This is a genomic window from Mycobacterium sp. (genome assembly GCF_035633495.1).
GTDB lineage: Bacteria > Actinomycetota > Actinomycetes > Mycobacteriales > Mycobacteriaceae > Mycobacterium.
Map to the genome: position 1 here is coordinate 1 of NZ_DASQEU010000095.1, position 24,023 is coordinate 24,023.

At 66.5% G+C, this 24,023-nt stretch carries 23 protein-coding genes and 1 pseudogene; 16 read left to right on the forward strand and 8 right to left on the reverse strand.

The window, feature by feature from the left end:
* The 3 genes and pseudogenes from VET27_RS14225 to VET27_RS14235 all read left to right on the forward strand — a co-directional run.
* A pseudogene (locus VET27_RS14225) lies at positions 1–113 on the forward strand (rhodanese-like domain-containing protein); the annotation flags it as partial.
* A gap of 5 nt (positions 114–118) precedes the next feature.
* Positions 119–988 (forward strand): sulfite exporter TauE/SafE family protein, encoded by an 870-nt coding sequence (locus tag VET27_RS14230; protein WP_526519134.1) that lies wholly within the window; start codon positions 119–121, stop codon positions 986–988.
* A 77-nt stretch (positions 989–1,065) separates the two neighbouring features.
* Positions 1,066–1,335, forward strand: a complete 270-nt coding sequence (locus VET27_RS14235) for a metal-sensitive transcriptional regulator (RefSeq protein WP_526519279.1) — start codon at positions 1,066–1,068, stop codon at positions 1,333–1,335.
* Positions 1,336–1,368: 33 nt separating this feature from the next.
* Here VET27_RS14235 and VET27_RS14240 read toward each other — a convergent pair whose 3' ends face one another.
* Complete coding sequence (locus VET27_RS14240; protein ID WP_526519136.1) at positions 1,369–2,463, reverse strand: Rv2629 family ribosome hibernation factor; 1,095 nt, start codon at positions 2,461–2,463, stop codon at positions 1,369–1,371.
* Positions 2,464–2,691: 228 nt separating this feature from the next.
* Between VET27_RS14240 and VET27_RS14245 the strand changes: the two genes are divergently transcribed.
* The gene (locus VET27_RS14245) at positions 2,692–3,048 is read left to right on the forward strand and encodes a hypothetical protein (RefSeq protein ID WP_526519138.1); all 357 of its coding nucleotides are present in this window, start codon (positions 2,692–2,694) and stop codon (positions 3,046–3,048) included.
* Between the two features lies 1 nt (position 3,049).
* On the opposite strand, the gene fdxA is transcribed toward VET27_RS14245, so the two are convergent.
* Together fdxA and VET27_RS14255 are read right to left on the reverse strand one after the other, a co-directional pair.
* The gene (gene fdxA, locus VET27_RS14250; RefSeq protein WP_526519140.1) at positions 3,050–3,379 is read right to left on the reverse strand and encodes a ferredoxin; all 330 of its coding nucleotides are present in this window, start codon (positions 3,377–3,379) and stop codon (positions 3,050–3,052) included.
* Between the two features lie 73 nt (positions 3,380–3,452).
* Positions 3,453–5,624 (reverse strand): acetate--CoA ligase, encoded by a 2,172-nt coding sequence (locus VET27_RS14255; RefSeq protein ID WP_526519142.1) that lies wholly within the window; start codon positions 5,622–5,624, stop codon positions 3,453–3,455.
* A gap of 175 nt (positions 5,625–5,799) precedes the next feature.
* On the opposite strand from VET27_RS14255, the gene VET27_RS14260 reads away from it, so the two are divergent.
* The gene (locus VET27_RS14260) at positions 5,800–7,188 is read left to right on the forward strand and encodes a wax ester/triacylglycerol synthase family O-acyltransferase (RefSeq protein ID WP_526519144.1); all 1,389 of its coding nucleotides are present in this window, start codon (positions 5,800–5,802) and stop codon (positions 7,186–7,188) included.
* Positions 7,189–7,218: 30 nt separating this feature from the next.
* Here VET27_RS14260 and VET27_RS14265 read toward each other — a convergent pair whose 3' ends face one another.
* Entirely contained in the window at positions 7,219–8,109 is an 891-nt protein-coding gene (locus tag VET27_RS14265) for a universal stress protein (protein WP_526519146.1), read from the reverse strand.
* A gap of 25 nt (positions 8,110–8,134) precedes the next feature.
* A complete protein-coding gene (locus VET27_RS14270; RefSeq protein WP_526519148.1) occupies positions 8,135–9,625 on the reverse strand; it encodes a bifunctional aminoglycoside phosphotransferase/ATP-binding protein in 1,491 nt (496 codons plus the stop codon).
* 158 nt (positions 9,626–9,783) lie between these two features.
* Between VET27_RS14270 and VET27_RS14275 the strand changes: the two genes are divergently transcribed.
* The 6 genes from VET27_RS14275 to VET27_RS14300 all read left to right on the forward strand — a co-directional run bounded on the left by VET27_RS14275 (position 9,784) and on the right by VET27_RS14300 (position 16,669).
* A complete protein-coding gene (locus VET27_RS14275) occupies positions 9,784–10,782 on the forward strand; it encodes an Acg family FMN-binding oxidoreductase (RefSeq protein ID WP_526519150.1) in 999 nt (332 codons plus the stop codon).
* Between the two features lie 99 nt (positions 10,783–10,881).
* Entirely contained in the window at positions 10,882–11,751 is an 870-nt protein-coding gene (locus VET27_RS14280) for a universal stress protein (RefSeq protein WP_526519152.1), read from the forward strand.
* A 31-nt stretch (positions 11,752–11,782) separates the two neighbouring features.
* Complete coding sequence (gene dosR, locus VET27_RS14285) at positions 11,783–12,430, forward strand: hypoxia response regulator transcription factor DosR/DevR (protein ID WP_526519154.1); 648 nt, start codon at positions 11,783–11,785, stop codon at positions 12,428–12,430.
* Positions 12,431–12,483: 53 nt separating this feature from the next.
* Positions 12,484–14,196 (forward strand): sensor histidine kinase, encoded by a 1,713-nt coding sequence (locus tag VET27_RS14290; RefSeq protein WP_526519157.1) that lies wholly within the window; start codon positions 12,484–12,486, stop codon positions 14,194–14,196.
* A 142-nt stretch (positions 14,197–14,338) separates the two neighbouring features.
* Entirely contained in the window at positions 14,339–15,688 is a 1,350-nt protein-coding gene (locus tag VET27_RS14295) for an acyltransferase family protein (protein ID WP_526519159.1), read from the forward strand.
* 87 nt (positions 15,689–15,775) lie between these two features.
* A complete protein-coding gene (locus VET27_RS14300; RefSeq protein WP_526519161.1) occupies positions 15,776–16,669 on the forward strand; it encodes a universal stress protein in 894 nt (297 codons plus the stop codon).
* A 542-nt stretch (positions 16,670–17,211) separates the two neighbouring features.
* Here the strand turns inward: VET27_RS14300 and VET27_RS14305 are convergent.
* Positions 17,212–18,102 (reverse strand): universal stress protein, encoded by an 891-nt coding sequence (locus tag VET27_RS14305; RefSeq protein ID WP_526519163.1) that lies wholly within the window; start codon positions 18,100–18,102, stop codon positions 17,212–17,214.
* A 176-nt stretch (positions 18,103–18,278) separates the two neighbouring features.
* Here VET27_RS14305 and VET27_RS14310 point away from each other — a divergent pair, with 176 nt between their 5' ends.
* Positions 18,279–19,022, forward strand: a complete 744-nt coding sequence (locus tag VET27_RS14310; protein ID WP_526519165.1) for an HAD family hydrolase — start codon at positions 18,279–18,281, stop codon at positions 19,020–19,022.
* Here the strand turns inward: VET27_RS14310 and VET27_RS14315 are convergent.
* Complete coding sequence (locus VET27_RS14315) at positions 19,006–19,596, reverse strand: Rv1733c family protein (RefSeq protein WP_526519168.1); 591 nt, start codon at positions 19,594–19,596, stop codon at positions 19,006–19,008. The two genes, VET27_RS14310 and VET27_RS14315, sit on opposite strands and share 17 nt — an antisense overlap.
* A gap of 237 nt (positions 19,597–19,833) precedes the next feature.
* Between VET27_RS14315 and VET27_RS14320 the strand changes: the two genes are divergently transcribed.
* The 3 genes from VET27_RS14320 to VET27_RS14330 are packed head-to-tail and all read left to right on the forward strand — an operon-like array spanning position 19,834 to position 22,113.
* Positions 19,834–20,652, forward strand: coding sequence for a universal stress protein (locus VET27_RS14320; protein ID WP_526519170.1), 819 nt, complete (start codon positions 19,834–19,836; stop codon positions 20,650–20,652).
* Between the two features lie 36 nt (positions 20,653–20,688).
* Entirely contained in the window at positions 20,689–21,567 is an 879-nt protein-coding gene (locus VET27_RS14325) for a universal stress protein (RefSeq protein ID WP_526519172.1), read from the forward strand.
* Positions 21,568–21,570: 3 nt separating this feature from the next.
* Positions 21,571–22,113 (forward strand): GNAT family N-acetyltransferase, encoded by a 543-nt coding sequence (locus VET27_RS14330; RefSeq protein WP_526519174.1) that lies wholly within the window; start codon positions 21,571–21,573, stop codon positions 22,111–22,113.
* Between the two features lie 13 nt (positions 22,114–22,126).
* Here VET27_RS14330 and VET27_RS14335 read toward each other — a convergent pair whose 3' ends face one another.
* A complete protein-coding gene (locus VET27_RS14335) occupies positions 22,127–23,119 on the reverse strand; it encodes an Acg family FMN-binding oxidoreductase (protein ID WP_526519176.1) in 993 nt (330 codons plus the stop codon).
* Between the two features lie 169 nt (positions 23,120–23,288).
* Here VET27_RS14335 and VET27_RS14340 point away from each other — a divergent pair, with 169 nt between their 5' ends.
* A complete protein-coding gene (locus tag VET27_RS14340) occupies positions 23,289–24,020 on the forward strand; it encodes a hypothetical protein (RefSeq protein WP_526519178.1) in 732 nt (243 codons plus the stop codon).
* Positions 24,021–24,023 lie beyond the last annotated feature (3 nt).

Below are 24,023 nucleotides of genomic sequence, written 5' to 3' on the forward strand. Positions count from 1 at the left end.
GCGCGATGGGCATGGCCCTGTCCAAGCTGCCCTACAACCGCGGCGCCACCTGCGACGCTCAAACGGTCGTCTCCCAACTCGTCGGCCCCCCCACCGACCAGAAGGCGACGTAACCGAAATGATCGCCTTGACCGTTGCCCTGGCAGTCCTCGTCGGCGTCGCCCTCGGTCTGCTCGGCGGCGGCGGATCCATCCTCACGGTGCCCCTGCTCGCCTACGTAGCCGGGATGGACGCCCGGCCTGCCATCGCCACGTCACTGCTCGTGGTGGGGGTCACCAGCACGGTCAGCGCGATCACGCACGCCAGGGCCGGTCGGGTCCAATGGCGCATCGCCGCCATCTTCGGCGTGGCGGCCATGGTCGGCGCGTACACCGGCGGCCGCCTCGCCCGATACGTGCCCGGCACCGCGCTGCTCATCGCGTTCGCAATCATCATGATCGGTGCCGGTGTCGCCATGCTGCTCGGCCGCAAGGACGTTCAGCGGTACGACGGTGGCCAGCCGCTACCAGTGCTCAAGATCACGCTGCTCGGCGTCGGCGTCGGCGTCGTCAGCGGACTCGTCGGCGCTGGCGGCGGTTTCCTGCTGGTACCGGCGCTGGTCCTGCTGACCGGCCTGCCCATGCCCGTCGCGGTCGGCACCTCGCTGGTCGTCATCTCGATGCAGTCGTTCGCCGGCTTCGCCGGACACCTCGCAACCGAGCAGGTCGACTGGCGTCTGGCCGCATACGTCACCGCCGCCGCAGTGGTCGGCGCGCTGATCGGCGGGCGCCTGGTCGCCATGGTCAACCCGGCGACACTGCGCAAGCTCTTCGGCTGGTTCGTCCTACTCATGGCTTCACTGATGCTCGCAGAAGAAGTCCACCCGGCACTCGGTGTCGCCACCGCGGCCGCGACACTGCTGGCAGCGGCCGTCTCGGTCGCCTGTACGCGGTACGAGCACTGTCCGCTCCGACGCATTTCTCGGCGTCGCTTGTCCGCGGCGGGATGATTCGAGGCTCCGGCAACGTATATACCCCCGTAGGTACCATGCGAGTACCAGTGGAACTAGCGACGGAGGACGGACGAATGGTTGGCGACGAGGACAGTATTGCCGCTGTACTGAACCGGCTTCGGCGGGCGCAGGGTCAGCTCAACGGGGTGATCTCGATGATCGAACAGGGTCGGGATTGCAAGGACGTCGTGACCCAGCTGGCCGCAGTCTCTCGCGCACTGGACCGGGCGGGCTTCAAGATCGTCGCCACGGGACTGCGCGAATGTTTGACTGGTGAGGGCGCTGACGGTGCGAAGCCGATGACAGAGGCGGAACTGGAGAAGTTGTTCCTCGCGCTCGCCTGACGCCGTCAGCCGGGGTCATCGGCGACCGGGCGGTCAGCTGGCCCGATACCGCAGGATCGCACCGATGCCGTCCGCGGGGTGGCAGTTGGAGCCGGCACGCACCAGCGCAGCCCCGCATCCGATGGCGGCGAAGGGCAGCGCCTCGTCGGCCCGAACCACTCGGTTCACCGGCTCGCCGAGGTCGGACAACCCGTCCGCGTCTGGCGCGACCACTCGTCGCTCCGCTCCAGTAACCACCGTGGTGTCGCGGAGATCTCCGACGATCAGCGTGTCGACGTCCCCGGCACGCAGAGCTGCGCAGACCGCCGTCATCCCCTCTGCGGCGAGCCCCGACCGTCGGGCGAGCTCGGCCTCGAACTGCTCCACGCTGTGCGCATCCTCGTAGGCCCGTCGCCGACCGAACTCGGCGGCGACGGCGTCGTCGATGTCGACCTGATGGGTCATCGAGCCGCGGGGGGCCGCGTGCAACTGGGTGACACAGGACGCGATGCGTGGCGGCAAGGCCGCAACCACCTCCGTGCGCGACCGCACTGCACCCGCGACGAATACCGCCTTGGCGTCGACCCGATCGACGAGCACGGTTAGACGGTCAACCACGGCGCGGGTGTTCTTCCGAATCGCCTCGTCGGTCCGCGGCTCTGGATCGCCGTAGCCGTCGGCCCTCGCCGATGCCGCCCGATGCACCGGATGGCCCGGCCCGTCGACCTTCTCGGACCACACTCGCGTTCCCCTACTCACCACGAGGTCGGCGCCGGTGTGGTCGACGCAGGCGAATACGTAGGGCGACCGGCTGATGCCGAACTCGACGAACGGCATGACATACGGATATTCGGACACCCGTACCACCGCGGCGACCGGTGGTCGCGACAACACCTCGTCGACCATTACGCCGGAGGACGTCGCGATGATTCCGCGGCCACGCCGACCCACCGTCGGCTTCCGGTGCAACACAGCACCTTCGAGGGTCTTCATCATGGTGTCGTCAACGCCGTCGAGCTCCTTGCGCAGATCACACCATCGCGCCTCCAACTGCCTCTGCGCGTCCGCAGTGTCATGCGAGTCGTCGAAGTGCACGGACACGAACGGGCCCGGTTGGGATACCAAGGGTCGAAATTGCTGCGAGTGCACGAAGGCCTCCTAAGTGGGTCGGACGACCGACGTCAACGGGGCACCGGACCCACAGTCGTCGGTGCCCACCTCCGACCCTAGAAGTTGCTGATTGCGTTGGCGCAGAGGCCTTTGCCCCTCGAGTCAGGCCTTTGGTCCCTACTGCGGCGCGGCGAACGGGGCCTTCCGGCTCTAACACCGACGACGACGCGATGGTCGAATTCGTGGTGAGTCCACGAGAGGCTGGGCATGAAGCAAGAGACAGAACTCGTCATGAGCCCCAGCGGAATCGGCACCGGGAACGCCCGGTCGGGGCTGAACTGGGCGTTGACACTGCTGACCATCCCCGGCGCGGCGCTCGTCATGCTCTTCGCGATGGATCAGGTGATGGGCACCGCCGGATGTACCGACGAGTCGTGTCTGGACACGGGACCGGGCGACTTCTGGTTCGGCGTGTTGTGTTACGGCGCACCGATCGTCGCCTTGGCGACGATCGGTCTTTCGTTCTTCACGGCGAAGAAGAAGTTCGGCATCGCAGTGCCGCTGATCGGTCTAGCCCTTCTCGGCGCTCAGGCCGCGGTCCTATCGATCACGTTCGGACACTAGCTCAGAGACCGGCTACCAGGGGCGTGTCGACGCCCACCCGGCCGAGACCGTCCGCGCCGCCAGGCATCCCCAGCGGGTGCTCCCGGCCTGGCAACACTTCGCTGAAGAACGCTGCGTTGTCGGCCAAGTGCCGGTACTGGTCCTCGGGCAGATCGGTCTCGTAGTAGATCGCGTCGACTCGACAGGCAATCCTGCACGCACCGCAATCCACGCATTCGTCGGGCTGGATGTACAGGATCCTGTCGCCTTCGTAGATGCAGTCGACGGGACACTCCTTCACGCACGACTTGTCCATGACGTCGACGCAGTCGCTTCCGATCACATAGGTCATAGTGGGCAGACTATCCAGAGTGGCCGCTGCTCGGCGGGGGCCGAAGGGCACATTGTGGAGGGCCCTAGGGCCTTCACGGCTGCAGGATCGGGCGCAGCGCGTGCAGCACTGCCGGATCCTCGATCGTGGACGGAATGGGCTCGTCCTTGCCGTGAGCGATACCGCGCATCGCCTTCCGCAATATCTTTCCCGACCTGGTCTTCGGCAATGCGAGGACGACGTCGACGTCCCGTAGGCACGCGACCGCGCCGATCTCTTCGCGCACGAGCGCCACGAGCTCACTGGCCACACCCTCGGCGGAGGCCCCCGACTGAAGCACGACCAACCCGCGGGGCACCTGACCCTTGATCTCGTCGGCGACGCCGATGACGGCGCATTCGGCGACGGCGGGGTGCATGGCCAGCACGGCTTCGATGGCGCCGGTTGAGAATCGGTGCCCTGCAACGTTGATCACGTCGTCGATGCGGCCGAGGACGAAGAGGTAGCCGTCATCGTCGAGGTAACCCCCGTCACCGGTCAGGTAGTACCCGGGGTGTTCGCACAGATACGACGCCTCGTAGCGCGCGTCATCGCCCCACAGAGTGGGCAGAGTCCCCGGCGGCAGCGGCAAGCGAAGGCAGATGGCGCCCTGCTCACCGGGCGCACAACCGCTGCCAGAGGGGTGCAGGATGTGCACGTCGTACCCCGGCATCGGGACCGTCGGTGAACCCGCCTTGAACGGCAACGTCTCGATTCCCATGGGGTTGGCGGCTATCGGCCACCCCGTCTCGGTCTGCCACCAGTGGTCGACGACCGGAACGTTCAGCTTGTCCGATGCCCAGTGGTACGTGTCGGGATCCAACCGCTCCCCCGCCAGGAACAGCGCCGTCAGGCTCGACCTGTCGTACTCCGCCAGACATCGCCCTTCGGGATCCTCCTTGCGGATGGCCCTGATCGCCGTCGGAGCGGTCAGCAATACCTTCACTCCGTGCTCGGCGATGACGCGCCAGAAGGCGCCCGGATCGGGCGTGCCCACGGGCTTGCCCTCGTACAGCACCGTGGTCGCGCCGACCAGCAGCGGGCCGTAGACGATGTACGAATGCCCCACGACCCAGCCGACGTCGGAGGCAGCCCAGAACACGTCCCCGGGCCCGACGTCGAAGACGTGGCGCATGCTCCACGCCAACGCCACGGCATGTCCACCGTTGTCGCGGACGATGCCCTTGGGCGTCCCGGTGGTCCCGGACGTGTAGAGCACGTACAGGGGGTCGGTGGCGGCGACCGGCACCGCTGCCGCCGGCTCTGCCGTGGCCATCAGCTGATGCCAGTCCAGGTCGCGCTCGCGCACCATTTCGCACCGTTGCCGGTCGCGCTGCACGATGACGCAGTGCCGCGGTGGGTGTTCAGCGGCCTCGAGGGCGGCGTCGAGCATCGGTTTGTACTGCACGACACGGGACGGCTCGATGCCGCACGACGCAGACACGACCACACCCGGACGGGCGTCGTCGATGCGCGCGGCCAGTTCGTGCGGGGCGAAACCCCCGAACACCACCGAATGCACCGCACCGATGCGGGCGCACGCCAACATGGCGACGACCGCCTCGGGGATCATCGGCATGTAGATCACCACGCGGTCGCCTCGGCCGACTCCGAGACTTCGCAGCACGCCGGCGAATCGCGCTGTCTCGTCGAGTAACTCACCGTAGGTGTAGGTGCGCTGCGTTCCGCTGACCGGTGAATCCCAGACGAGCGCAGGCTGGCCCGCACGGCCATCGGCGACGTGGCGGTCGAGCGCGTTGGCGCACGTATTGAGTTCCGCGTCGGGGAACCACCGGTAGAACGGCGGATGGGCGTCGTCGAGAATCTGGCGGGGCGCGTGCGTCCAGGCCACGGCCTCGGCGGCACCCGCCCAGAATGCCGACGGTTCAGCGAGGCTCGCCTGGTAGATCTGGCGGTAGTCGCCCACATCGCTCACTGGCCTCGAACCGCCCGGTCGGACGGCGCCGTCCGCGGTGTCGCAGATCTCCTGCTGGATCGTCCGAAGCCGCGAACCCGTGCGTTCGTCAGCCGCCCGTTGCTCCTGCGGTGTGACGATGACCGCGTCGGGGCCGGGGAACACCAAGGCTTCGCGTCCGGTGTCGAGCCACCGCACCACGTAGGGCGCCATGCCGTCGGCCGAATGGACCTCGGTGATCAGGCCGCGCCGTTCGGCACGCCCCGTCGTCGCACTCTTGACCACCAACCAGTCGCCGACCTGGGCCCTCATCGTTCGTCCTCCTCGATTGCGCTGTCCCGCGATCGTGCGTCCCCCACGCTCGCGACGGCAGGGCATTTCGGCCGCATGACGCTGCCAAAGGTCTCCAATCGTGGCGAAAGGACCTATGGCCCTGTGCGTTCCTTGCGAAAACGGTGACAGTGAGGCTTCCGCGAAGGGAGTTGAGATGCACACCGAGCGCTTGTCGGTCTTGGACGCCGGATTCCTGGAGGCGGAGGACTCCGACAACCACGTGAGCTTGGCGATCGGCGCCTTGGCGATCCTGGAAGGGCCGCCGCCGCCGGTGGCCGATCTGATGAAGCTGATCGACGAACGGGTGCGACGAATTCCGCGCTGTACCCAAGTGGTGAAATCGCATCAGTGGGATTGGAGCGCCCCGGAGTGGATCGCCGACACCGCCTTCAACATCGAACACCACGTCCGTCGCACCGCAGTGACGAGTCCAGGCGACGAGCCGGCACTGTTCCGCGTCGTCGCCGATCTGATGGAACGGCGGTTGGACCGAACCCGGCCCCTGTGGGAGTGCTGGGTGATCGACGGAGTCGCCGACGGCAAATGGGCGATGTTGACCAAGATCCATCACTGCATCGCCGACGGTATCTCCGCGGGCAGCATCCTGACGCAGATGTGCGACGGCGAGAATGCCGAGACGTTCGCCAGCGACATTCGTGGAAGCAAGACGGCGGTCGCGCGGCGAGCCGGATTCGGCATCCCCAGCCTCAATCCGCTCAATTGGGTCGCCGACTCCTGGAAACTCTCGCTGAGTGCCGCGCGCGCCGCGTACCGCGTGACCGCAGGCGCCGCCGAGATCGCCGCGGGGATCGTCTCACCCGCCGCCCCGTCACTGACCGGCCCGGTGAGCGACCTGCGTCGCTACAGTGCCGCACGGGTGTCGCTCGCCGACCTCGAAACAGTACGGAAGAGGTTCGAGGTGACCATCAACGACGTCGCGCTGGCGGCGATCAGCGATAGCTTTCGGATGGCGCTGCTGCGCCGTGGACGCGATCCCAAGCGAAACTCGTTGCGCACGCTGGTGCCGGTGTCATTGCGCTCCGCCGATAGCCTGCACGAACCCGACAACCGGGTGTCGGTGATGCTGCCATTGCTACCGGTCGAGGAGGCCGACCCGGTGCAACGGCTGCTCACGGTGCACACGCGGTTGATGACGGCGAAGTCGAGTGGTCAGCGACAAGCTGGTGGAGCGGTGGTCGCGGGATCGAGCTACCTTCCGTTCGCCCTCACCGCGTGGACGGTGCGTCTGCTGACCAAGCTCCCGCAACGAGGCGTGGTCACCGTGGCGACCAACGTTCCCGGTCCTCGCAAGCGATTGCGGGTAATGGACCGCGAGATGATCTCGCTGATGCCGGTGCCCCCCATCGCGCTTCAGCTGCGGACGGGTATCGCCATCATGACCTACGCAGACGAGTTGGTGTTCGGCTTGATCGGAGACTTCGACGCCGACGTGGGTGTCGACGAGCTGGCTGCCGGCATCGACGAGGGGGTGCAGCGGCTCATCGGCGTCTCGCTCGCCCGTCACCGGTCACGGCGTCGCTGAAACGTAAGCGGCCGAGCGTGGTCATCGCCGTCAGTGGTCATCGCCATCGCGACAGAGCACGACCGGAACATCGGAATGATGCAACAGGTTGAGAGTGGTGGATCCGAGTAGGGCGCTGGCGAGTGCGTTGCGCCCACGGTTGCCCACCACCACCAGTTGCGCGTCCGTCGCGTGCGTCAGCAGTGCCCGGCTCGGACTGTTCGGTTCGACGAAGGTGGCCACCTCCACGTCGGGGTAGCGCCTCTGGCACGCGGCGACGGCGTCGGATACCGCTTGCCGTTCTGCAGCCTCCAGTTGGCTCCCGTCGGTGAGGAACGGAGCGATTGCTTCGTCGAGGGCTACCAGTGCGGACCAACAATGCACGACGCGAAGCGTCGCGCCGAACAGGTCGGCCAGTTCGAACGCCGCCGCCAAAGCCGCACCGCTGCTTGGCGAACCATCGACTCCGACGACCACTGGCTGCTGCGTCGGCGACATGGCATCGCCACGCCACGCGACGACCGGGCACACCGCTCGACTCGCCACTGCCAACGTCGTCGAACCCAGCAGCAGTGCGCCGGCGGGCGTCACGTCCCCACATCCGAGCACGACGAGCCGGGCTCGGCGGCTGAGGCGAGTAAGGACCTCCTTGATGGGTTCGGCGAACTCCTCCGTGGTGATCGGAAGGTCGCCGAAGTCGGCGTGGACCGCCTCCTCTACGCCCGTGAGGATCGCGGCGGCGGAGTCTCGCTGCTCGGCGATCTCGGCAGCGCGGATGGCCGCTCCGGCGTCGGACCAACTGTGCCCGAAGTAGGGTTCGGCATGAACGAGGTGCAGCGGGCTGGCCGATGCGTTGGCGACCGCGCCCGCCCATCGTGCGGCCTTGAGTGCCGACGGACTTCCGTCGACGCCCACGACGACGGGTACCGGATCTCCCGACATGTCGTCCTCCATCCTCGTGTGCCGTTCAGATGGCCAGGCAGCAGATCTGTTGTGCCTCGGCAACCGAATCGCTGAGTGGGCCGTGCGTATCGATGCGGTGAAACCCGTCCCAGTCATCTCCCTCGGCCGCCACGACGCCGGCGATTCGCGGTGTGGCATCCGAGTTGGTCCCCACTCGAGCGGCGATGCGCCGCTGCGCTTCCTGCAGCGACACGGTACAAGCCAGTTCGACGACGGGACAGGAATGTTGCCGTGCCGTGTCGTGCGCACGCTGACGCTGCTCGGGGTCACGCCAAGTGCCGTCGAGAACCACCGACTGGCCGCCGGCCAGCGCCACCGCCGCGCGGTGCAGCGCGGCGTCGTACACGGCTGCCACGTTCTCGCCACGGTAGAGGCCCGCATTCGGAATGCCGACGACGCCGTCGATCGCGCCCGATTCGCGAAGTCCCTGGCGAACGTCGTCGGTGGAGATGACCTGGGCACTAAGCGATTTCGCCAATGCGCGAGCCAGCGTGGTCTTCCCGGTCCCCGGTCCCCCACCGACCAGAATCAATCGGACCGTACCCGCACTTAGGTGCGCCACCGCGATGTCGAGGTGGCGTCGCGCGTCGTCCTCAGCCCCCACGTGCCCCTGGTCAGCTCTGATGCAATCGACCTTGGCGCGCACGACGGCGCGATAGGCGATGTAGAACTCAGCCAGTGCGACGTGGGCGACGTCACCGGATAGTCGGCGATACTCCGCTAGGAAGAAGTCCGCCAGGTCCCTTCGTTCGAGGAACTCCAGATCCATGGCCAGGAAGGCGACGTCGTCGATGCAGTCGACGTAGCGCAGACCGTCGTCGAACTCCAAGCAGTCCAACAACACCGGGCCTTCATTCGGGCAGAATATGTCGTCGGCCAGCAGATCGCCATGACCATCGACGACACGGCGCTCGGTGATCCGCCGGGAGAACAGGTCCGCCCGGCCCGAGATGAACTGTACGGCCAGCCGCTCGATCTCGGACAGTGGTTCCGACCCCAACACGGTTCCCACGTATCGACGCAACTCCGAGAGGTTCTCCTGCCATCGCGCGCCGAGCGACCCGACCGTCGCCGAGGCGTCGATTCGGCGAGATCGGTCGGCGCGCTCGTGAAACCGGGCCATCGTTTCGGCGATCGCCGTCAGGTGGCGCTCCACCGCCTCGCCGCGGACGACCATCGACGACAGCCGCAGCGAATCGGGATACCGACGCATGACGATGACCGGCTCCGCGGGCCCGCAGGCCGGTCCGCTCAGGTGGGCCACGCCCAGATAGCTGTCGGCAGCAAGGCGACTGTTGAGCGCGACTTCCCTAGCGCAGACGTGTTCGCGGCTCTCGACCGTCCGGAAGTCAAGGAAGTCGGTGACGATTGGCTTCTTGACCTTGTAGGCCCGATCTCCCACCAAAGCGACGATTCCCGTGTGCGTTTCGTGAAACTGGGGGTCCGCCGTCGTCGGTGCGGGTACCGCAGGGACTTTCGCGGAGGTTGCACTCATACCAACCATGATGTGTCCCGTACTGATGACCGAACAGCGGCCGTCCGCCCCTTTACGCGCGAGAAAGGTCCCAGATGTGAAGGGCACAAATACCCTGTTGCGGCAACGCCGCCCGGAGGCACGCTCGATGTCGAACGGATTTCCCCGGGAGGCAGATCATGCCGCAGACAGCGGTCGCGTACGAGCTCATCGAAAGCGCAGTTCAGCTTGCGTGCCGCGCGCCGTCCTATCACAACAGCCAACCCTGGCTGTGGGTCGCGGACGGAAGCAACCTCGACTTGTACCTTGAACGCGATCGCCTCGTCACGACCGACAAGTCCGGCCGGGAGGCGTTGATCAGCTGCGGCGCCGTACTCGACCATCTGCGGGTCGCCATGGCCGCTGCCGGGTGGAGGGCCATCGTCGACTACTTCCCGAATCCCAACAAGCACACGCACTTGGCGTCCATCGACTTCACCGAGATGCCGTTCGTCACCGAGGGCCACCGCCTCCGCGCCGACGCGATCTTGCGTCGGCGCACCGATCGGTTGCCGTTTGCGCCGGTCCCCGACTGGACCGCTCTCGAGGATCTACTGCGTCGCGCAATAGACGACGACGGGGCCGTGATGGACGTGCTCGGCGACGATGCCCGACCCCAGCTGGCCGAGGCCTCTCAGCTGACCGAGGCGCTACGCCTCTACGACTCTCCCTATCATCAGGAATTGTCCTGGTGGACATCGCCGTTCGACGTGTCCGACGGGATTCCGCAAAGCGCCTTGGTCTCGGCCGCTGAGAGCGACCGGGTCGACGTGGGTCGATCGTTCCCGGTGACCCGTCACCCCGAACGCCGCCTCGAGGTGCCCGAGGATCGCTCGCAGATCGTCGCGCTGTCGGCGCTTGCCGATACCCACGACGACATCCTGCGCTGCGGCGAGGCGCTGTCCGCTGTGCTCCTGGAGGCCACCCTCGCAGGAATGGCGACCTGCACGCTGACGCACTTGACGGAGGTCGCTGCGAGTCGCGACATCGTCGGCGGCCTGATCGGGCGGTCCCATCCGCAGGCTCTCATCCGCATCGGCCTGGCGCCGGCGCTCGACGAAGTCCCTCCACCAACACCGCGGCGTCCCCTGTCCGATGTTCTGCACTTGCGTTTGCAGGAGAGCAAGGGCGCTCTCTAGAGGACCATCGACGTCGGATCGGGGACTTAAGCCCCTGATCGATCATGGACGCCGCGCCTAGCGTTCAGAACACTGGCTTGCGAACGTTGGGAGCTCACGATGCAGGACACGCACCGATCGTCACCGTCCGTGGTGGTCGGCATCGACGGATCTCGAGCAGGGGTCACGGCTGCGCTCTGGGCCGTCGACGAAGCGGTGGATCGCGACGTGCCACTGCGCCTGTTGTATGCGATCGAACCGAGTGCCGAGAGCGATGAGCATCCAGAGATCGCCGCCCAGAGATTGGCGACGGCTGAACTGGCGGTCCGCTACGCATTCGCAGCCGTCGAGGCGACCAACGAGCCGGTGAAGATCGAGGTGGAGATCCTGCAGGGCCGGCCCGCCGCGACGTTGCTGCAGGCGTCCAGGTCGGCGGCGATGCTCTGCGTGGGCGCCATCGGCCTCAGGCACACGACCATGGGTCGACTCGGATCGACGGCGGCGACGTTGGCATCGTCGGCGCACTGTCCAGTGGCCATCATCCGCGGCACCGAGGCCGGAATCGTCCCGCCACGTCCCGTCGTCGTCGAAGTCGATGAAATGATCTCCAGCACAAACGTTTTGCAGCTTGGCATCACACAGGCGAGGCTGCGCGGCGCGCCATTGCGCGTCCTGACCACCTGGCAGTCCCGATTCACCGACATTCACGACGCGCGCGCCGTCACGGACGGAAACCGGCGCGCCAAGGCGCAACTGGACCGACGCTTGGCCTGGTGGATGCGGAGGAACCCCGACGTCGACATCAAATCGGTGGTGGCGCACTGCAGCACGCTGAACTATCTCGCCCACAACGCCAAGAACATTCAGCTGGTCGTGGTCGGGCGCGAGCGGGCCAGCGGGCTCGGTGACGTCGTTGGCGCCGCTGTTGAGGTCGCGCTACACGACACCGGCTGCTCGGTTCTCGTCTGTGAACCCCACAACGCGTTATGATCCCGTCGAATGACCCTCGGAGGGCGTGCACATGGTCACAGTCTTTCTCGTCGACGACCACGAAGTAGTCCGCCGCGGACTGATCGATCTACTGTCGGCCGATCCCGAACTCGACGTCATCGGGGAGGCTGGGACGGTCGCGCACGCCATGGCACAGATTCCAGCGTTGCGTCCCGACGTAGCCGTGCTCGACGTCAGGTTGCCGGACGGAAACGGGATCGAGTTGTGCCGCGACCTACTGTCGCGACTGCCCGACCTGCGCTGCCTGATGCTGACCTCGTTCACGTCCGACGAGGCGATGCTCGACGCCATCCTCGCCGGCGCCAGCGGCTACGTGGTCAAGGACATCAAGGGCATGGAGTTGGCGAAGGCCATCAAGGATGTCGGTGCCGGCCGTTCGTTGCTCGACAACCGTGCCGCCGCCGCGCTGATGGCCAAGCTGAGGGGGGCCGCCCAACGCTCGGATCCGCTGTCTGCGCTGAGCGATCAGGAACGCGTCCTGCTCGACCTGCTCGGCGAGGGCCTGACCAACAAACAGATCGCGGCCAGGATGTTCCTCGCCGAGAAGACGGTGAAGAACTACGTGTCTCGCTTGCTGGCCAAGCTCGGAATGGAGCGGCGTACCCAGGCGGCGGTCTTCGTCTCGAAGCTGGACCGGCCGCCACACTCTGAAACGTGACCCCACCGCGGTGAATGCCTCCTTCGGCGTTCCACCGGTGACAGGATGGGGGGGTGATCGAACTTGAAGGGGGCAGCGGTGCGCGTCCGCTGCGCGACACGTTGTCGCAGTTGCGGCTGCGGGAGTTGCTCAGCGAAGTGCAGGACCGCATCGAGCAGATCGTGGAGGGGCGCGACCGCCTCGACGGATTGGTCGATGCGATGCTGGCGGTCACCTCGGGCCTGGACCTCGCCGAGACGTTGCGCACGATCGTACACACCGCGATCGAACTGATCGACGCGCGCTACGGCGCTCTGGGCGTTCGGGGCCACGACCACGAGCTCACCGAGTTCATCTACGAGGGCATCGACGACGACACGCGCCGCAAGATTGGGTCGCTGCCACAGGGACGCGGCGTCTTGGGTTTTCTGATCGACGAACCGACGCCGATTCGGCTGGAGAACCTCGACGACCATCCGGCTTCGGTGGGGTTTCCACCGAACCACCCACCGATGCGGACCTTTCTCGGCGTCCCGGTCCGCATCCGGGATGAAGTGTTCGGCAACCTGTACCTCACCGAGAAGGCCTCGGGCCAACCGTTCGGCGAAGACGACGAGGTGCTTGCGCAGGCCCTTGCGGCGGCAGCAGGAATAGCGATCGACAACGCCCGCCTCTACGAGCAGTCACGGACCCGCCAGTCGTGGATGGAGGCCACGCGCGACATCGCGACGCAGCTGTTGTCCGGCGTCGATCCCGCACAGGTATTCCGCCTCGTCGCAGCGGAGGCCCTCAAACTGACCGGCGCCGAGGTGGCCTTGGTGGCCGTGCCCACCGATGCGGATACTCCCCTGGCCGACGTCAGCGAGCTCGTCGTCATCGAGACGGCGGGAGGGACGAACGACGCCGTGGCGACGCCGATAGCCGTGCGGGCAAGTACGGTTGGAAGGGTCTTTCAGCAGCGAACACCGTACCGCGGCAACGCGGTTGACGCGGGGCTCGAGGACTTTCTCGACGATCCGGGACCGACTCTGGTGCTTCCGCTGCGTGCGACGGACACCGTGGCGGGAGTGGTCATCGCGCTGCGACGGCGCGGCGCCGCACCGTTCACCGACGAGGAGTTGGGCATGATGGCGACCTTCTCCGACCAGGCCGCGTTGGCGTGGCAGCTCGCCAGCACCCAACGCCGCGTTCGGGAACTCGACATTCTCAGTGACCGAGACCGGATCGCCAGAGATCTGCACGACCACGTCATCCAACGACTCTTCGCCATCGGGCTGGCCTTGCAGGGAACGATTCCGCGTACGCGGTCGCCGGAAGCCCAACAGCGTCTCAGCGATTCCGTTGACGACCTGCAGGAGGTCATTCACGAAATACGCACCGCGATCTTCGACCTGCACGGCGGCTCGGCGGGAACGACCCGGCTGCGACAACGCCTGGACGAGGCGGTGGCACAGTTCGCGGGATCGGACGTGCGCACGACGGTGCAGATCGTCGGACCGCTGTCGGTAATCGAGTCGACCTTGGCAGATCATGCGGAAGCCGTTGTGCGCGAAGCGGCCAGCAACGCCGTGCGGCACGGCGGGGCGACCGATTTGACCGTTCTGGTCACCGTCGCCGACGATCTGTCCATCGAGGTCACCGACAACGGCTGCGGGATCGGCGAGATCGTGACGCCCAGCGGGTTGGCCAATCTGCGCCGGCGGGCCGAGGACAGCGGCGGGACGTTCGGTGTCGCGAAGGCCACCGCCGGTGGCACCGTGTTGCGCTGGTCGGCGCCGCTGCCGTAACGGCAGAGCACGCGGCGCGGATTGTCCCCGCCCGCCGAGTGGCCTTCAGCGCATGGATTGGGGTCTTTCGCCTCCGACGCAGCCGGACGTCGACCGATAGGGTCGCGTGAAGGCACTTGCTCGTTTCGCGAAGGGGCCCGTGATGATTGGTGATCCGCCAACCTCTTCCGCGGGGGCAGACGCCGAACAATCTGCTGCCGCCTCGGGAGCTCGCGAACCGTCCGTCGACTTCTACCGCGTAGCCGCCGTCGTGATCGTCGTGATGGGTCACTGGCTGGTCTCGGCGGTCACCTTCCGCGACGGCCGGTTCGGCAACGACTATCCCCTCGTCGTCATGCCGTGGACGCAGTGGTTGACCCTGGTGTTCCAGGTCGTGCCAGTGTTCTTTCTGGCAGGCGGCTACGCCAGCGTCGCGTCGTGGACGAAGCACGGAGACGGGGGCAAAGACCAAGGGCTGGAATGGGTTCGGCATCGGGTGGGTGCGATTCTGGGGCCGACCACGGTCTATGTCGTGCTGGCATTGGCAACGGTTGGGACGCTCAGCGCGGCCGGCGTCGCACCTTCGCCGCTGGCATTCGGCGGGTGGGCGATCGCGATGCATCTGTGGTTCGTACCCGTCTATCTCGTGGTCGTGGCGCTGACGCCGCTGTCGGCGGCGGCACACCGCCGGTGGGGCCTGAGGGTGCCTGCCGCCCTGGCGCTCGCCGTGGCTGCCATCGACCTCGCGGCGCGTACTACGCACGTGCCCGAAATCGGCTGGGCCAATTACGTGTTGTGTTGGGCAGCGGTGTATCAGATCGGCATCTGTTGGCGCAGTGGCGCGCTGCGTGGCCGTCGGCCGTTGCTGATGGCGGCCGGGGCGGTCGTCCTGCTGGCAGTGCTACTCGGGTTTCGCATCTACCCGATCAGCATGGTCGGCGTGCTCGGTGCACCCGTGCAGAATTCGTCACCCCCGAGCCTTGCGCTGCTGGCCTTGGCCGCGGCGCAGGCCGGACTTCTCGTCACGGTGGCACCCCTGCTGACACGTTGGCTGCGTCGCCCCCGTTTCGAACGACCACTTGCAGCGGCCAACCGAAACGTGATGGCGCTATATCTCTGGCAGATGGTTCCCGTGGTGATCGTCGCACTCGTCGGCTATCCGAGTGGCCTACTGCCGCAACCAGAGCCGGGAACCGGGGCGTGGTGGTCGTTCCGGTTGGTCTGGCTAGTGATCCTTTCCGCCGTGACGGCCGTGGAGCTCGTGATGCTGTGGCTGGCGCGTGCGGTCTTCGACAGGGCGCTACCCACCGTCGTCGTTCCGCTTCCCGGGTGGAGCGCAGCCCCTCTGCTGGCGGTCGGTCTCGCGATCGCGACGTTGACCCTGTCACGCCTGTCGGCCGAGGGCTTCGCCCCGCACGGACGCATCCCGATCGCATGTGCGTTGCTCTACGTCGCGGCAGTCGCGCTTCTCAGCCTGGTGCCATTCCAACCGCGGGATCATGGCGGCCAGTGACCTTTGGCGCGGCCCGAGGGGCCAAACGACTCCTGATTGCCCGTAAGCGGACTCCTAGCGTTGCACCGTGACGAAGGGAGTACGACCATGACCGACCATTCCACCAATCGGATCGTCGTCGGGGTCGACGGGTCCGCCGCGTCGGATGCCGCCATTCGCTGGGCCGCCAAGGAGGCGGCGATGCGCAAGGTCGTTTTGACGCTGCTGTACGCCATGAATCCTGCAGCCCAGGCGTGGAGAGTGGGATACGCGAGGGCCCCGTTGCCGCCTTCCTACGGCGAGAGGCAGCAGGAAGAAGGCCAGCGCGTTCTCGAGTCCGCACGGCGCATCGCCGAGGAAGTCGGCGCGCCCGGCGAGCAGGTGCAGGTCAAGTCCGAACTGGCGTTCTCCGTCCCGGTGCCGACTCTGATCGACGCGACCAAGGACGCGCAGATGATCGTGGTCGGCAGCCGTGGGCAAGGAGCGTGGCGGCGGGGTCTCTTCGGATCGGTCAGCACCGGACTGATCCACCACTCACATTGTCCGGTGGCCGTCATCCGCGACCCCACCGAAGCAAACGATGAGAGCCGCGGACCCGTCGTGGTCGGCATCGACGGCTCACCGGCATCGGAGTTGGCCACCGCGATCGCCTTCGACGAAGCGTCCTGGCGCGGAGCCGAACTGGTGGCACTACACGCCTGGATCGATTCCGAGCCTCCCGGCATGCCCCTGTTGTCATGGCCCGACTTCCAATCCGCAGCCGAGGAGACACTGGCCGAGCGTCTCGCCGGCTGGAACGACCGCTACCCCGACGTGGTGGTCCACCGTCGGGTGGTGTTCGACCAGCCCGCCCGCCATCTGCTGGAGGCCGCCGAAACCGGCCAGCTCGTCGTCGTCGGAAGCCACGGCCGCGGCGGCTTCGCCGGAATGCTTCTCGGCTCGGTCAGCACCACCATCGTGCACGCGACCCACACGCCGGTGATCGTCTGTCGTCAGAACTAATCTCAGCGAGCCTTCGCCGCGTGAGGAGGGCGACGATCGGGCCGGCCGCCTCCGCAAGAATGACATCGCCGGGGTGGCGCAGGGCGATCCGCATTCGAACGATCACCCTCGTCCTGTCATCCCAGCGGGGTTCCGCGAGCCACGCCCAGGTCACGTCGACGGGTACCGCTTCTTGGACCGTTCGCAGTACCAGCGACCGACCGTCGACGGCATCGACGACCGACATCGGGACGCCAGCTCGCCCGCAACTGGTCATCGGAACGCGAATCACCTCGCCGCGCGACGGATTGGCGTCCCCGGTCGTCCGGCCTTCCCCCAGCACGACGTCCAGCACCCGCGGCCACACTGAGTCCACCGGAGCGTCTATCCACTCGGCCGCGGTGCTCTCCGCGGCCGGTTGGTGAATGAACCCGTCGCCGAGCATCGGAGCCTGGCTTTCTTCCTTCGTGGCGCCCCAGTTGCGGTAGTACCGCCGAGCGGTCCAGAGCCCAGCGACACCGACGAGCATCAGCGCGTGATCCCTCCTCACGTCGCGGCCGCCGTCATTGCTCGCGGGCGACGATCACCGGTGTCCGCACCGCTTGCACGACCGCCGAACTGACTGACCCGAGCAACATTCCGGCGAAGCCACCACGACCGTGGCTGCCGACGACGGTGAGCTGCGCCGTTTCGGATGCCTCCAGCAGTTGATACGCCGGCTCCCCGTAGACCAGGCGTCGCTCCACGGCGACGTGTGAATACCGCTGCTCCCACGCGGCCAGGTGTTCGGCCAGGGCCGCCTTGCCCTGGCTGAGTTGCTGTTTCCAGTCGATGCTCGCGACCTGGTACGGGCCGTACGCACCCCAGGAGTGCATGGCGATGAGCCCGACTTCGCGTCGGGACGCCTCGTCGAAGGCGATCGCCGTCGCCTGGTCCGACGCCGACGAACCGTCGACACCGACCAGCACCGGCGCCTTCGTCGAATCCACGATCGACCGGACTTCGTCATGAACGATCGCGACCGGGCAGTGTGCGTGGCGAATCAGACCCGTGGGAATGGATCCCAGGATCGGGCGGTCCGCCGCATTCCGGCCTCGGCATCCCACCACGACCATCGCCGCGTCCTTCGACAGGTCGATGAGGGTGGACAACGTGTTCCCCGATAGCATCTGATGCTCGACCCTGACAGAGTCGCTGGTCCCCGACTGCTCGGCGACCTTGACGGCGTCGCCGATGATCTGATGGCCATGCTGCTCGTGGTGCTCCCTAATGCGGGCCCGTGATCTCGGAGGCTCCGGCCACATCGTGATGAGTGGCGCGGGAAGCACGTGGACGAGGGTGAGCGGCTCCCGTCGGATGGCGGCGTCGCGCGCCGCCCAGTCGACAGCCACCTTCGACGCCGGTGATCCGTCAACGGCGACGATGATCCCGTGATGCGTTGCAGTGACGACCATTTCGCACCCCTCTCCCGGCCAGGCGGTCGCAGACGCGGCCCTGTCCGAGATCGACGCTAGTTCCGCCCAGGATCGGGGTCTGCGGGCGGAAGTCACCGCTGCAGTGGTCTTTCGACTCTTGGAGCCGGCAATGCAGTGGTGAAGCGTCATCTGCTGTGACTTCTTCCTCGCGCCCCGTGACCATCGACGCCCGTAACCACGACGCGGTGCTGTTCGACCTCGACGGAGTGCTCACCGACACCGCGTCCGTACACGCCATTGCGTGGACGGAGCTGTTCGATCGATTCCTGGCCGAACGCCCGGCGCGGGCGGGGGAAGACCACTCGCCGTTCACGGCAGACGACTATCGCGCGCACGTCGACGGCAAACCGCGTGAGGACGGCATCGCCGACTTTCTCTCGGCGCGAGGCATTTCGTTGCCCGTCGGGCAACCGACGGACACGGGCGGCGATACCGTCTGGGGCCTGGCCAGGTCCAAGCAGCGCAGCTTCGAGCATCTGCTCGACACCGGTCTGACGGTCTTCGATTCCACGGTGGCGTTGGTCCGACGTCTCCGCGACCTGGCGTTCGGCGTCGCCCTGTACTCGTCGAGCAGAAACTGCCGCCGGGTTCTCCATGCGGCGGGCCTCGACGATTTGTTCGCGGTCTGCGTCGACGGGGTCGTCACCGAGGCGCTCGGCCTACCCGGAAAGCCTGATCCGGCAGTACTTCTCGAGGCCGCACGTAGACTCTCTGCGCGGCCGGATCGCTGCGTCGTCATCGATGACGGGCAGTCGGGCGTGGCCGCTGGCCGCGACGGAGGGTTTGCGATGGTCATCGGAGTCGCCCGCGTCGACGGAGCGGAGGACGAGCTACGCGCCGCCGGAGCGGACGCCGTGGTCCGCGACCTCGCCGACGTGACGGTTACGAACCGCTCGTGAAGCGGCCCCCGCCGGAGAGGGTTTGAAGCTCTCGGTCCCACTCGGCATAGCGAGTCCGATTCAGCCGCCGTCGCGACAGCATCGCGAAGCTGGCGGAGGCCCCAGCCACACACAGCCACATCGGCACGGCAGCGCCAAGGGCTTCCTGACCCGCCCGGCCGGGCGGACTCGGGGCCGCCACCTGATTGCCCCGTTCGTCCACCCAGACATCGACGCGCTCGCCGGCCTTGACCCCGCTGGTGACGGGAACCACCTCGACATGGTTGCTACCGAACACATTCCAGCGTGCCCGTACGTTGACCTCGACCGAGTTCGCGTGGGCGATCGCATCGGAGTCTGCGACGGCGGTCGCCGTGACCATGTGCCGACTCTGCGCCTCCTCGGCGAGCACCCGCGAACGGGTGTCGTGGATCGCAGTTCCCATCGCGGCCGCAACGGGTACCGCGATCACGGCCACCATCACGGCGACGACGAATGCCAGTGCCTCGATTCGGTCGCTGGTACGGATGAGCGGATGCTGACCGAACATCCGCAGGAACCAACTCCGGCCCAGATCGATGGTGAACGTCTGCATGACATCTCCCTCCGGAGAAGAGCGGCCGCGGCCTCTCACCGTCCGATCCTGGTCTTCGGGCCCTGTCCCCCCAAAGGGCCCAACGTCCCGTCACCGTCGGCAGACGTCACCAGGGCGAGCAACCCACGGGACCTCCGGCGAACGATGAGGGACCAACGGCCCCAGCGCCCGCGTTGCGGCGCCGAATATCGTCCGATCATCAAGCGTCGCGAATGCGGCCGGATAGAAGGAGCCTTCATGCAGGCCGACTCTTCTGCTCCCGTAGTAGTGGGCATCGACGGTTCGGATGCTGCGACCGACGCGGCGCTCTGGGCCATCGACGAAGCGATTTCCCGTAACGTTTCGCTGCGTCTCGTCCACGTCATCCCGGTGGCACACGCCCCGGAGAGGCCGATCGACCCGACCATGCTCGAAGGTGAGTATGCGGAGAGCGCACTCCGTGCAGCGTCGGCCGTCGTCAACGCCGCCGACCGTCCAGTGAAGGTCGAAACGGACATTCTCTGGGGTCGACCGGATCTGGCGATGATCGAGCAATCCAGGCAGGCGTCGCTCGTCTGCGTCGGGTCGGTCGGCATCGGGGTCGTCGCCCGCAGGTTCCTCGGTTCGACGGCAGGTGCGCTAGCGGAACGCGCGCACTGCCCGGTTGCGATATTGCGCTCGCCACACCAGGTTCCGAGTACTGGCGCCGATTGGATCGTAGTGCCGGTCGACGGTACGCCAGACAACGCCGACGTCGTCGAGTTCGCCATGAACGAGGCGCAGCTGCGGCACGCACCGGTCCTTGCTGTCGGCGTGTGGGACGACGACTTCGGCGATACCACCTATGACGAGCTGGATCAGCGAGTCAGCGAAATGACGAAGCGTTACCCCGGCGTCCACGTCTATCCCGTGGCGACGAGGTCACGAGTGTCTGGCTTCCTCGCCGAGAATCGCGATGAATCCATTCAGCTGGCCGTCCTAGGGGCCAACGCCGCCGGCCAGGTCGCGCAGATCATCGGTCCGCACAGTCGCCCATTGATCGCGCACGGCGAGTGCTCGGTCTTGGTCGTTCGATAGTTCGATTCCCGAAGTTCGCGGAAGGTGACCGACGCCATGAGCACTCCGTCAACGGAATTGGACGTCGTCGTCGGGGTCGACGGCTCGGAGTCCTCCAAGTCGGCGGTGCGCTGGGCGGCCCGCGAAGCGGTCATGCGGCACGCGCCCTTGATGGTCATGCACGCATACACGTCGGCGATCATCGACGGCCATGATCCGCGGATCCAGGCGCGAGTCACCAAGTGGCAGCGTTACCAGGGCCGCCGGATCGTTGCCGAGGCGCTCGCGATCGTCGCCGAGGTCGCCAAGGAACACATGCCGGTCCTCAAGACCGAAATCATCTCGTCCCGTGCCGTGCCAGCGCTGGCGGGCGCGTCCAAGGACGCACAAATCATCGTGGTCGGCAGCAGGGGCAACGGCCGCCTCGACCGATTGGTGCTGGGTTCGGTCAGTACGGGCCTGTGCCATCATGCACATTGCCCGTTGGCGATCATCCGCGGAGACGTCGGTTCCGTGCCAGACCACCGACCGATACTGCTGGGCATCGATGGCTCACCCGCTTCCGAATCGGCAACGGCCATCGCCTTCGACGCGGCATCACGACGGGGCGTCGGGGTGGTGGCACTACATGCTTGGAGCGACGCCGGGGTGTACAGGCTGCTCGGCCCTGACTGGCACACATTCCAGAACGCCGCCGAAGAAGTACTCGCGGAACGCCTTGCCGGTTGGCAGGAGCACTATCCCGACGTCCGCATCGAGCGGAAACTCGTGTGTGACGAACCCGCCTATTGGCTCATCACGGAATCCGAAAACGCCCAGCTGGTGGTCGTGGGCAGTCACGGCCGCGGCGGTTTCGCCGGCATGTTCCTCGGGTCGGTGAGCACCGCGGTCGCACAGTCGGTTCACGTCCCCGTCATCGTCGCACGTCGACCCTGATCCATGACGGAGCAGGCCATTCCGGGGCAGATCGGGAGTTCCCCGTCGTCACTTACCCTCATCGACGGCGCGAGGGTCGAAGTTCGGCAGCTCGCCTCCGATGACTACGACGCGGTCGTCGCGCTTTCGGAGACCCTCACCGAGAGAGAGCGCTACATGCGGTTCTTCACGGTGCACCCAGGTTATCTCGATGAGTGGGCCCGCACGCTCACCACCCGATCCGCCGAGCAACACGCCCTCGGCACCTTCGAGGACGACGCGTTGATCGGAACGGCGAGCTACGTCAGGACGACACAACCTGGATACGCCGAGGTCTCCGTCGTCATCGCGCATCTGCAGCACGAACGTGGCGTCGGCACCGCACTGCTGCGATCACTTGGCCGCGTCGCCCGCGACAACGGCATTCACCATCTGGTGGCCGACGTGCTGGCGGAGAACATCCTGATGCGCAAGGTCATCACCGACGGTGGTTGGCCTTGTACGCAGCATCTCGACGGATCAGTCCTGAGTGTCGATCTGGACCTCGACTCGGTCGTTGACGGCTGATCCGTCAACTTCGTCACCCGAAGTCCGACCCGTCCAACATCGTCGCGATCTCCGCCAGCGCGCGTCGCGGCGTAGCCGGCAGCGGATCGGCGTTCACCGGCGCCCAGCCAACGCGAATCAGCATCTGAGGAAAGGCATCCAGGCCAAAGACTTCGGCTTGGATGGCATCCCGCGTCGTCGGGATCTCCAGAACCTCCGTCACCGGGCACGTGGCCATGCCGACCGCCGTCGCCGTCAGCAGCACCAGGCTCGTCGCCTCACCGGCCCGTAGTCTCGCGAGCGCATCATCCTCGACGGTGCCCAGCGCCAGAAGTATCCCGTGGTCTTCCTCGACACTGGTTTCGGGGGGCTGGGCCAACGCCGGGCCCGCGAACAACCGGCCCGGTATCTGCGCATCGGGTTCCGAGATCGGCGTGTTCCGAGCGGGCACACCAGCCGTCGCGGCGTGCCGTCCGCTCCACATCGCCAGTTCGGTGAGGTACTCGGCGTCGTTGACGTGTTCGTGTACCGCGTTGGCCAGCATCACCTTCAGGTCGGCGGCGGACTCGATGCGGCGAACGGAGACTCCCGCTCGAGCAGCCCGTGCTCCCATCAGCGCCACGTCACCGTGCGGCACGGGCCATGAGCTGTAAAGCCTTCGATCGGTACGCCGCCGCGGAATTGCCGCTGCCAGAGCCACATCCACCTCGCTGGGAGTCCAGCGCTGCATCTCGATGGACGCCAGATGGTAAGGGTCGCCCGCATTGGGGAATCGGTGAATCTTGCTCTGCCATCCCAAGGCGGCCAACGCGAGCGTGCAGTGGTTGAGCGCCGCACCGCAGCTGACGATCAGATCGCGGCTGTCAGGATCGGTGTGCCGCAGCTGCAGCGACGGCTCCGCGTAGAGATGCAGACTCTCGTCGCCGACGCGCCACCGCCAGGGCTGCGTGTTGTGCACGGATGGCGCCCGCGCAGCCAGGGACAATGCGGTGCGTACGGTTTCGGTTTCAGGGAAAAACGAGCTCATCTCGACCTCCTTCGCAGCAGAACATTCGTCATTGCTCACAGTGCCGTGCCTATCGTTCGGCCGCGAGAGTACGAAGTCCCCTGTCCGAGGGAACAAATCAACACCTTGTTCGCACCTCTGATGACGAACGACCCTGTCAGGGGGACGTCGTCGGAGATAGCGTGACGCAATGACCAAGCAAAGAGCATGGCTGGCAGGTGCTCTGGCGGTTGCCGGGATGAACCTGTGGTACCGCGCACACCTACGGCCCTGGATGTACCGGTGGGGATCGACACCCGAGGAGTACGCGGAGGGCCTTCCCGGTGACGACATGGTCAAAGAAGGCGCCACGCGGACAACGCGATCGATCACCATTCACGCGCCCGCCGACGCCGTCTGGCCGTGGCTGGCGCAGATCGGTGAAGACCGTGCCGGCTTCTACAGTTACTGCCGACTCGAACGAGCCGCCGGTGCACGGATCCACGACACGGACGACATCCACCCCGAGTGGCAGAGCGTCCGGGCGGGTGACACGGTGTGGATGGCGCGGCGGTACGGCCGCAGCGCCTCTCAAGCGGTGGCAGCGGTAGAACCGGGATCATTTCTGATCCTGGTTTCCCAAGACGACTTCGACAAACTCGAGAACGGTGGAAAGGCCGCTGGCAGTTGGGCCTTTCACCTGTGCCAGGACGGCGAGAACACCCGTCTGATCGTTCGAGGCAACGGGGGTGCGGTCGGACACGCCATCTTCGACATACCGCACTTCGTGATGGAGCAGAAGATGCTGCGGGGAATCCGCGACCGGGCCGAAGGCTTCCGCCGAAACTACGTACATCCGAAGTTCCGTGTCGCTCATCTCTCCGACGACACACGGACCGAGACGGCTCCCGGCGAGCACGTGGGATTCAATCGCATCGTCTGAAAC

Excerpts from the sequence above, each read along its gene's own strand:
- VET27_RS14320 (WP_526519170.1), top strand. The coding sequence starts at position 19,834 with ATGCAGGCCGACTCTTCTGCTCCCGTAGTAGTGGGCATCGACGGTTCG.
- dosR (WP_526519154.1), top strand. The coding sequence starts at position 11,783 with ATGGTCACAGTCTTTCTCGTCGACGACCACGAAGTAGTCCGCCGCGGA.
- VET27_RS14315 (WP_526519168.1), bottom strand. The coding sequence starts at position 19,596 with ATGCAGACGTTCACCATCGATCTGGGCCGGAGTTGGTTCCTGCGGATG.
- VET27_RS14280 (WP_526519152.1), top strand. The coding sequence starts at position 10,882 with ATGCAGGACACGCACCGATCGTCACCGTCCGTGGTGGTCGGCATCGAC.
- VET27_RS14300 (WP_526519161.1), top strand. The coding sequence starts at position 15,776 with ATGACCGACCATTCCACCAATCGGATCGTCGTCGGGGTCGACGGGTCC.
- VET27_RS14265 (WP_526519146.1), bottom strand. The coding sequence starts at position 8,109 with ATGTCGGGAGATCCGGTACCCGTCGTCGTGGGCGTCGACGGAAGTCCG.
- VET27_RS14255 (WP_526519142.1), bottom strand. The coding sequence starts at position 5,624 with ATGAGGGCCCAGGTCGGCGACTGGTTGGTGGTCAAGAGTGCGACGACG.
- VET27_RS14245 (WP_526519138.1), top strand. The coding sequence starts at position 2,692 with ATGAAGCAAGAGACAGAACTCGTCATGAGCCCCAGCGGAATCGGCACC.
- VET27_RS14325 (WP_526519172.1), top strand. The coding sequence starts at position 20,689 with ATGAGCACTCCGTCAACGGAATTGGACGTCGTCGTCGGGGTCGACGGC.
- VET27_RS14330 (WP_526519174.1), top strand. The coding sequence starts at position 21,571 with ATGACGGAGCAGGCCATTCCGGGGCAGATCGGGAGTTCCCCGTCGTCA.
- VET27_RS14270 (WP_526519148.1), bottom strand. The coding sequence starts at position 9,625 with ATGAGTGCAACCTCCGCGAAAGTCCCTGCGGTACCCGCACCGACGACG.
- VET27_RS14275 (WP_526519150.1), top strand. The coding sequence starts at position 9,784 with ATGCCGCAGACAGCGGTCGCGTACGAGCTCATCGAAAGCGCAGTTCAG.
- VET27_RS14305 (WP_526519163.1), bottom strand. The coding sequence starts at position 18,102 with ATGGTCGTCACTGCAACGCATCACGGGATCATCGTCGCCGTTGACGGA.
- VET27_RS14235 (WP_526519279.1), top strand. The coding sequence starts at position 1,066 with ATGGTTGGCGACGAGGACAGTATTGCCGCTGTACTGAACCGGCTTCGG.
- fdxA (WP_526519140.1), bottom strand. The coding sequence starts at position 3,379 with ATGACCTATGTGATCGGAAGCGACTGCGTCGACGTCATGGACAAGTCG.
- VET27_RS14230 (WP_526519134.1), top strand. The coding sequence starts at position 119 with ATGATCGCCTTGACCGTTGCCCTGGCAGTCCTCGTCGGCGTCGCCCTC.
- VET27_RS14340 (WP_526519178.1), top strand. The coding sequence starts at position 23,289 with ATGACCAAGCAAAGAGCATGGCTGGCAGGTGCTCTGGCGGTTGCCGGG.
- VET27_RS14335 (WP_526519176.1), bottom strand. The coding sequence starts at position 23,119 with ATGAGCTCGTTTTTCCCTGAAACCGAAACCGTACGCACCGCATTGTCC.
- VET27_RS14295 (WP_526519159.1), top strand. The coding sequence starts at position 14,339 with ATGATTGGTGATCCGCCAACCTCTTCCGCGGGGGCAGACGCCGAACAA.
- VET27_RS14260 (WP_526519144.1), top strand. The coding sequence starts at position 5,800 with ATGCACACCGAGCGCTTGTCGGTCTTGGACGCCGGATTCCTGGAGGCG.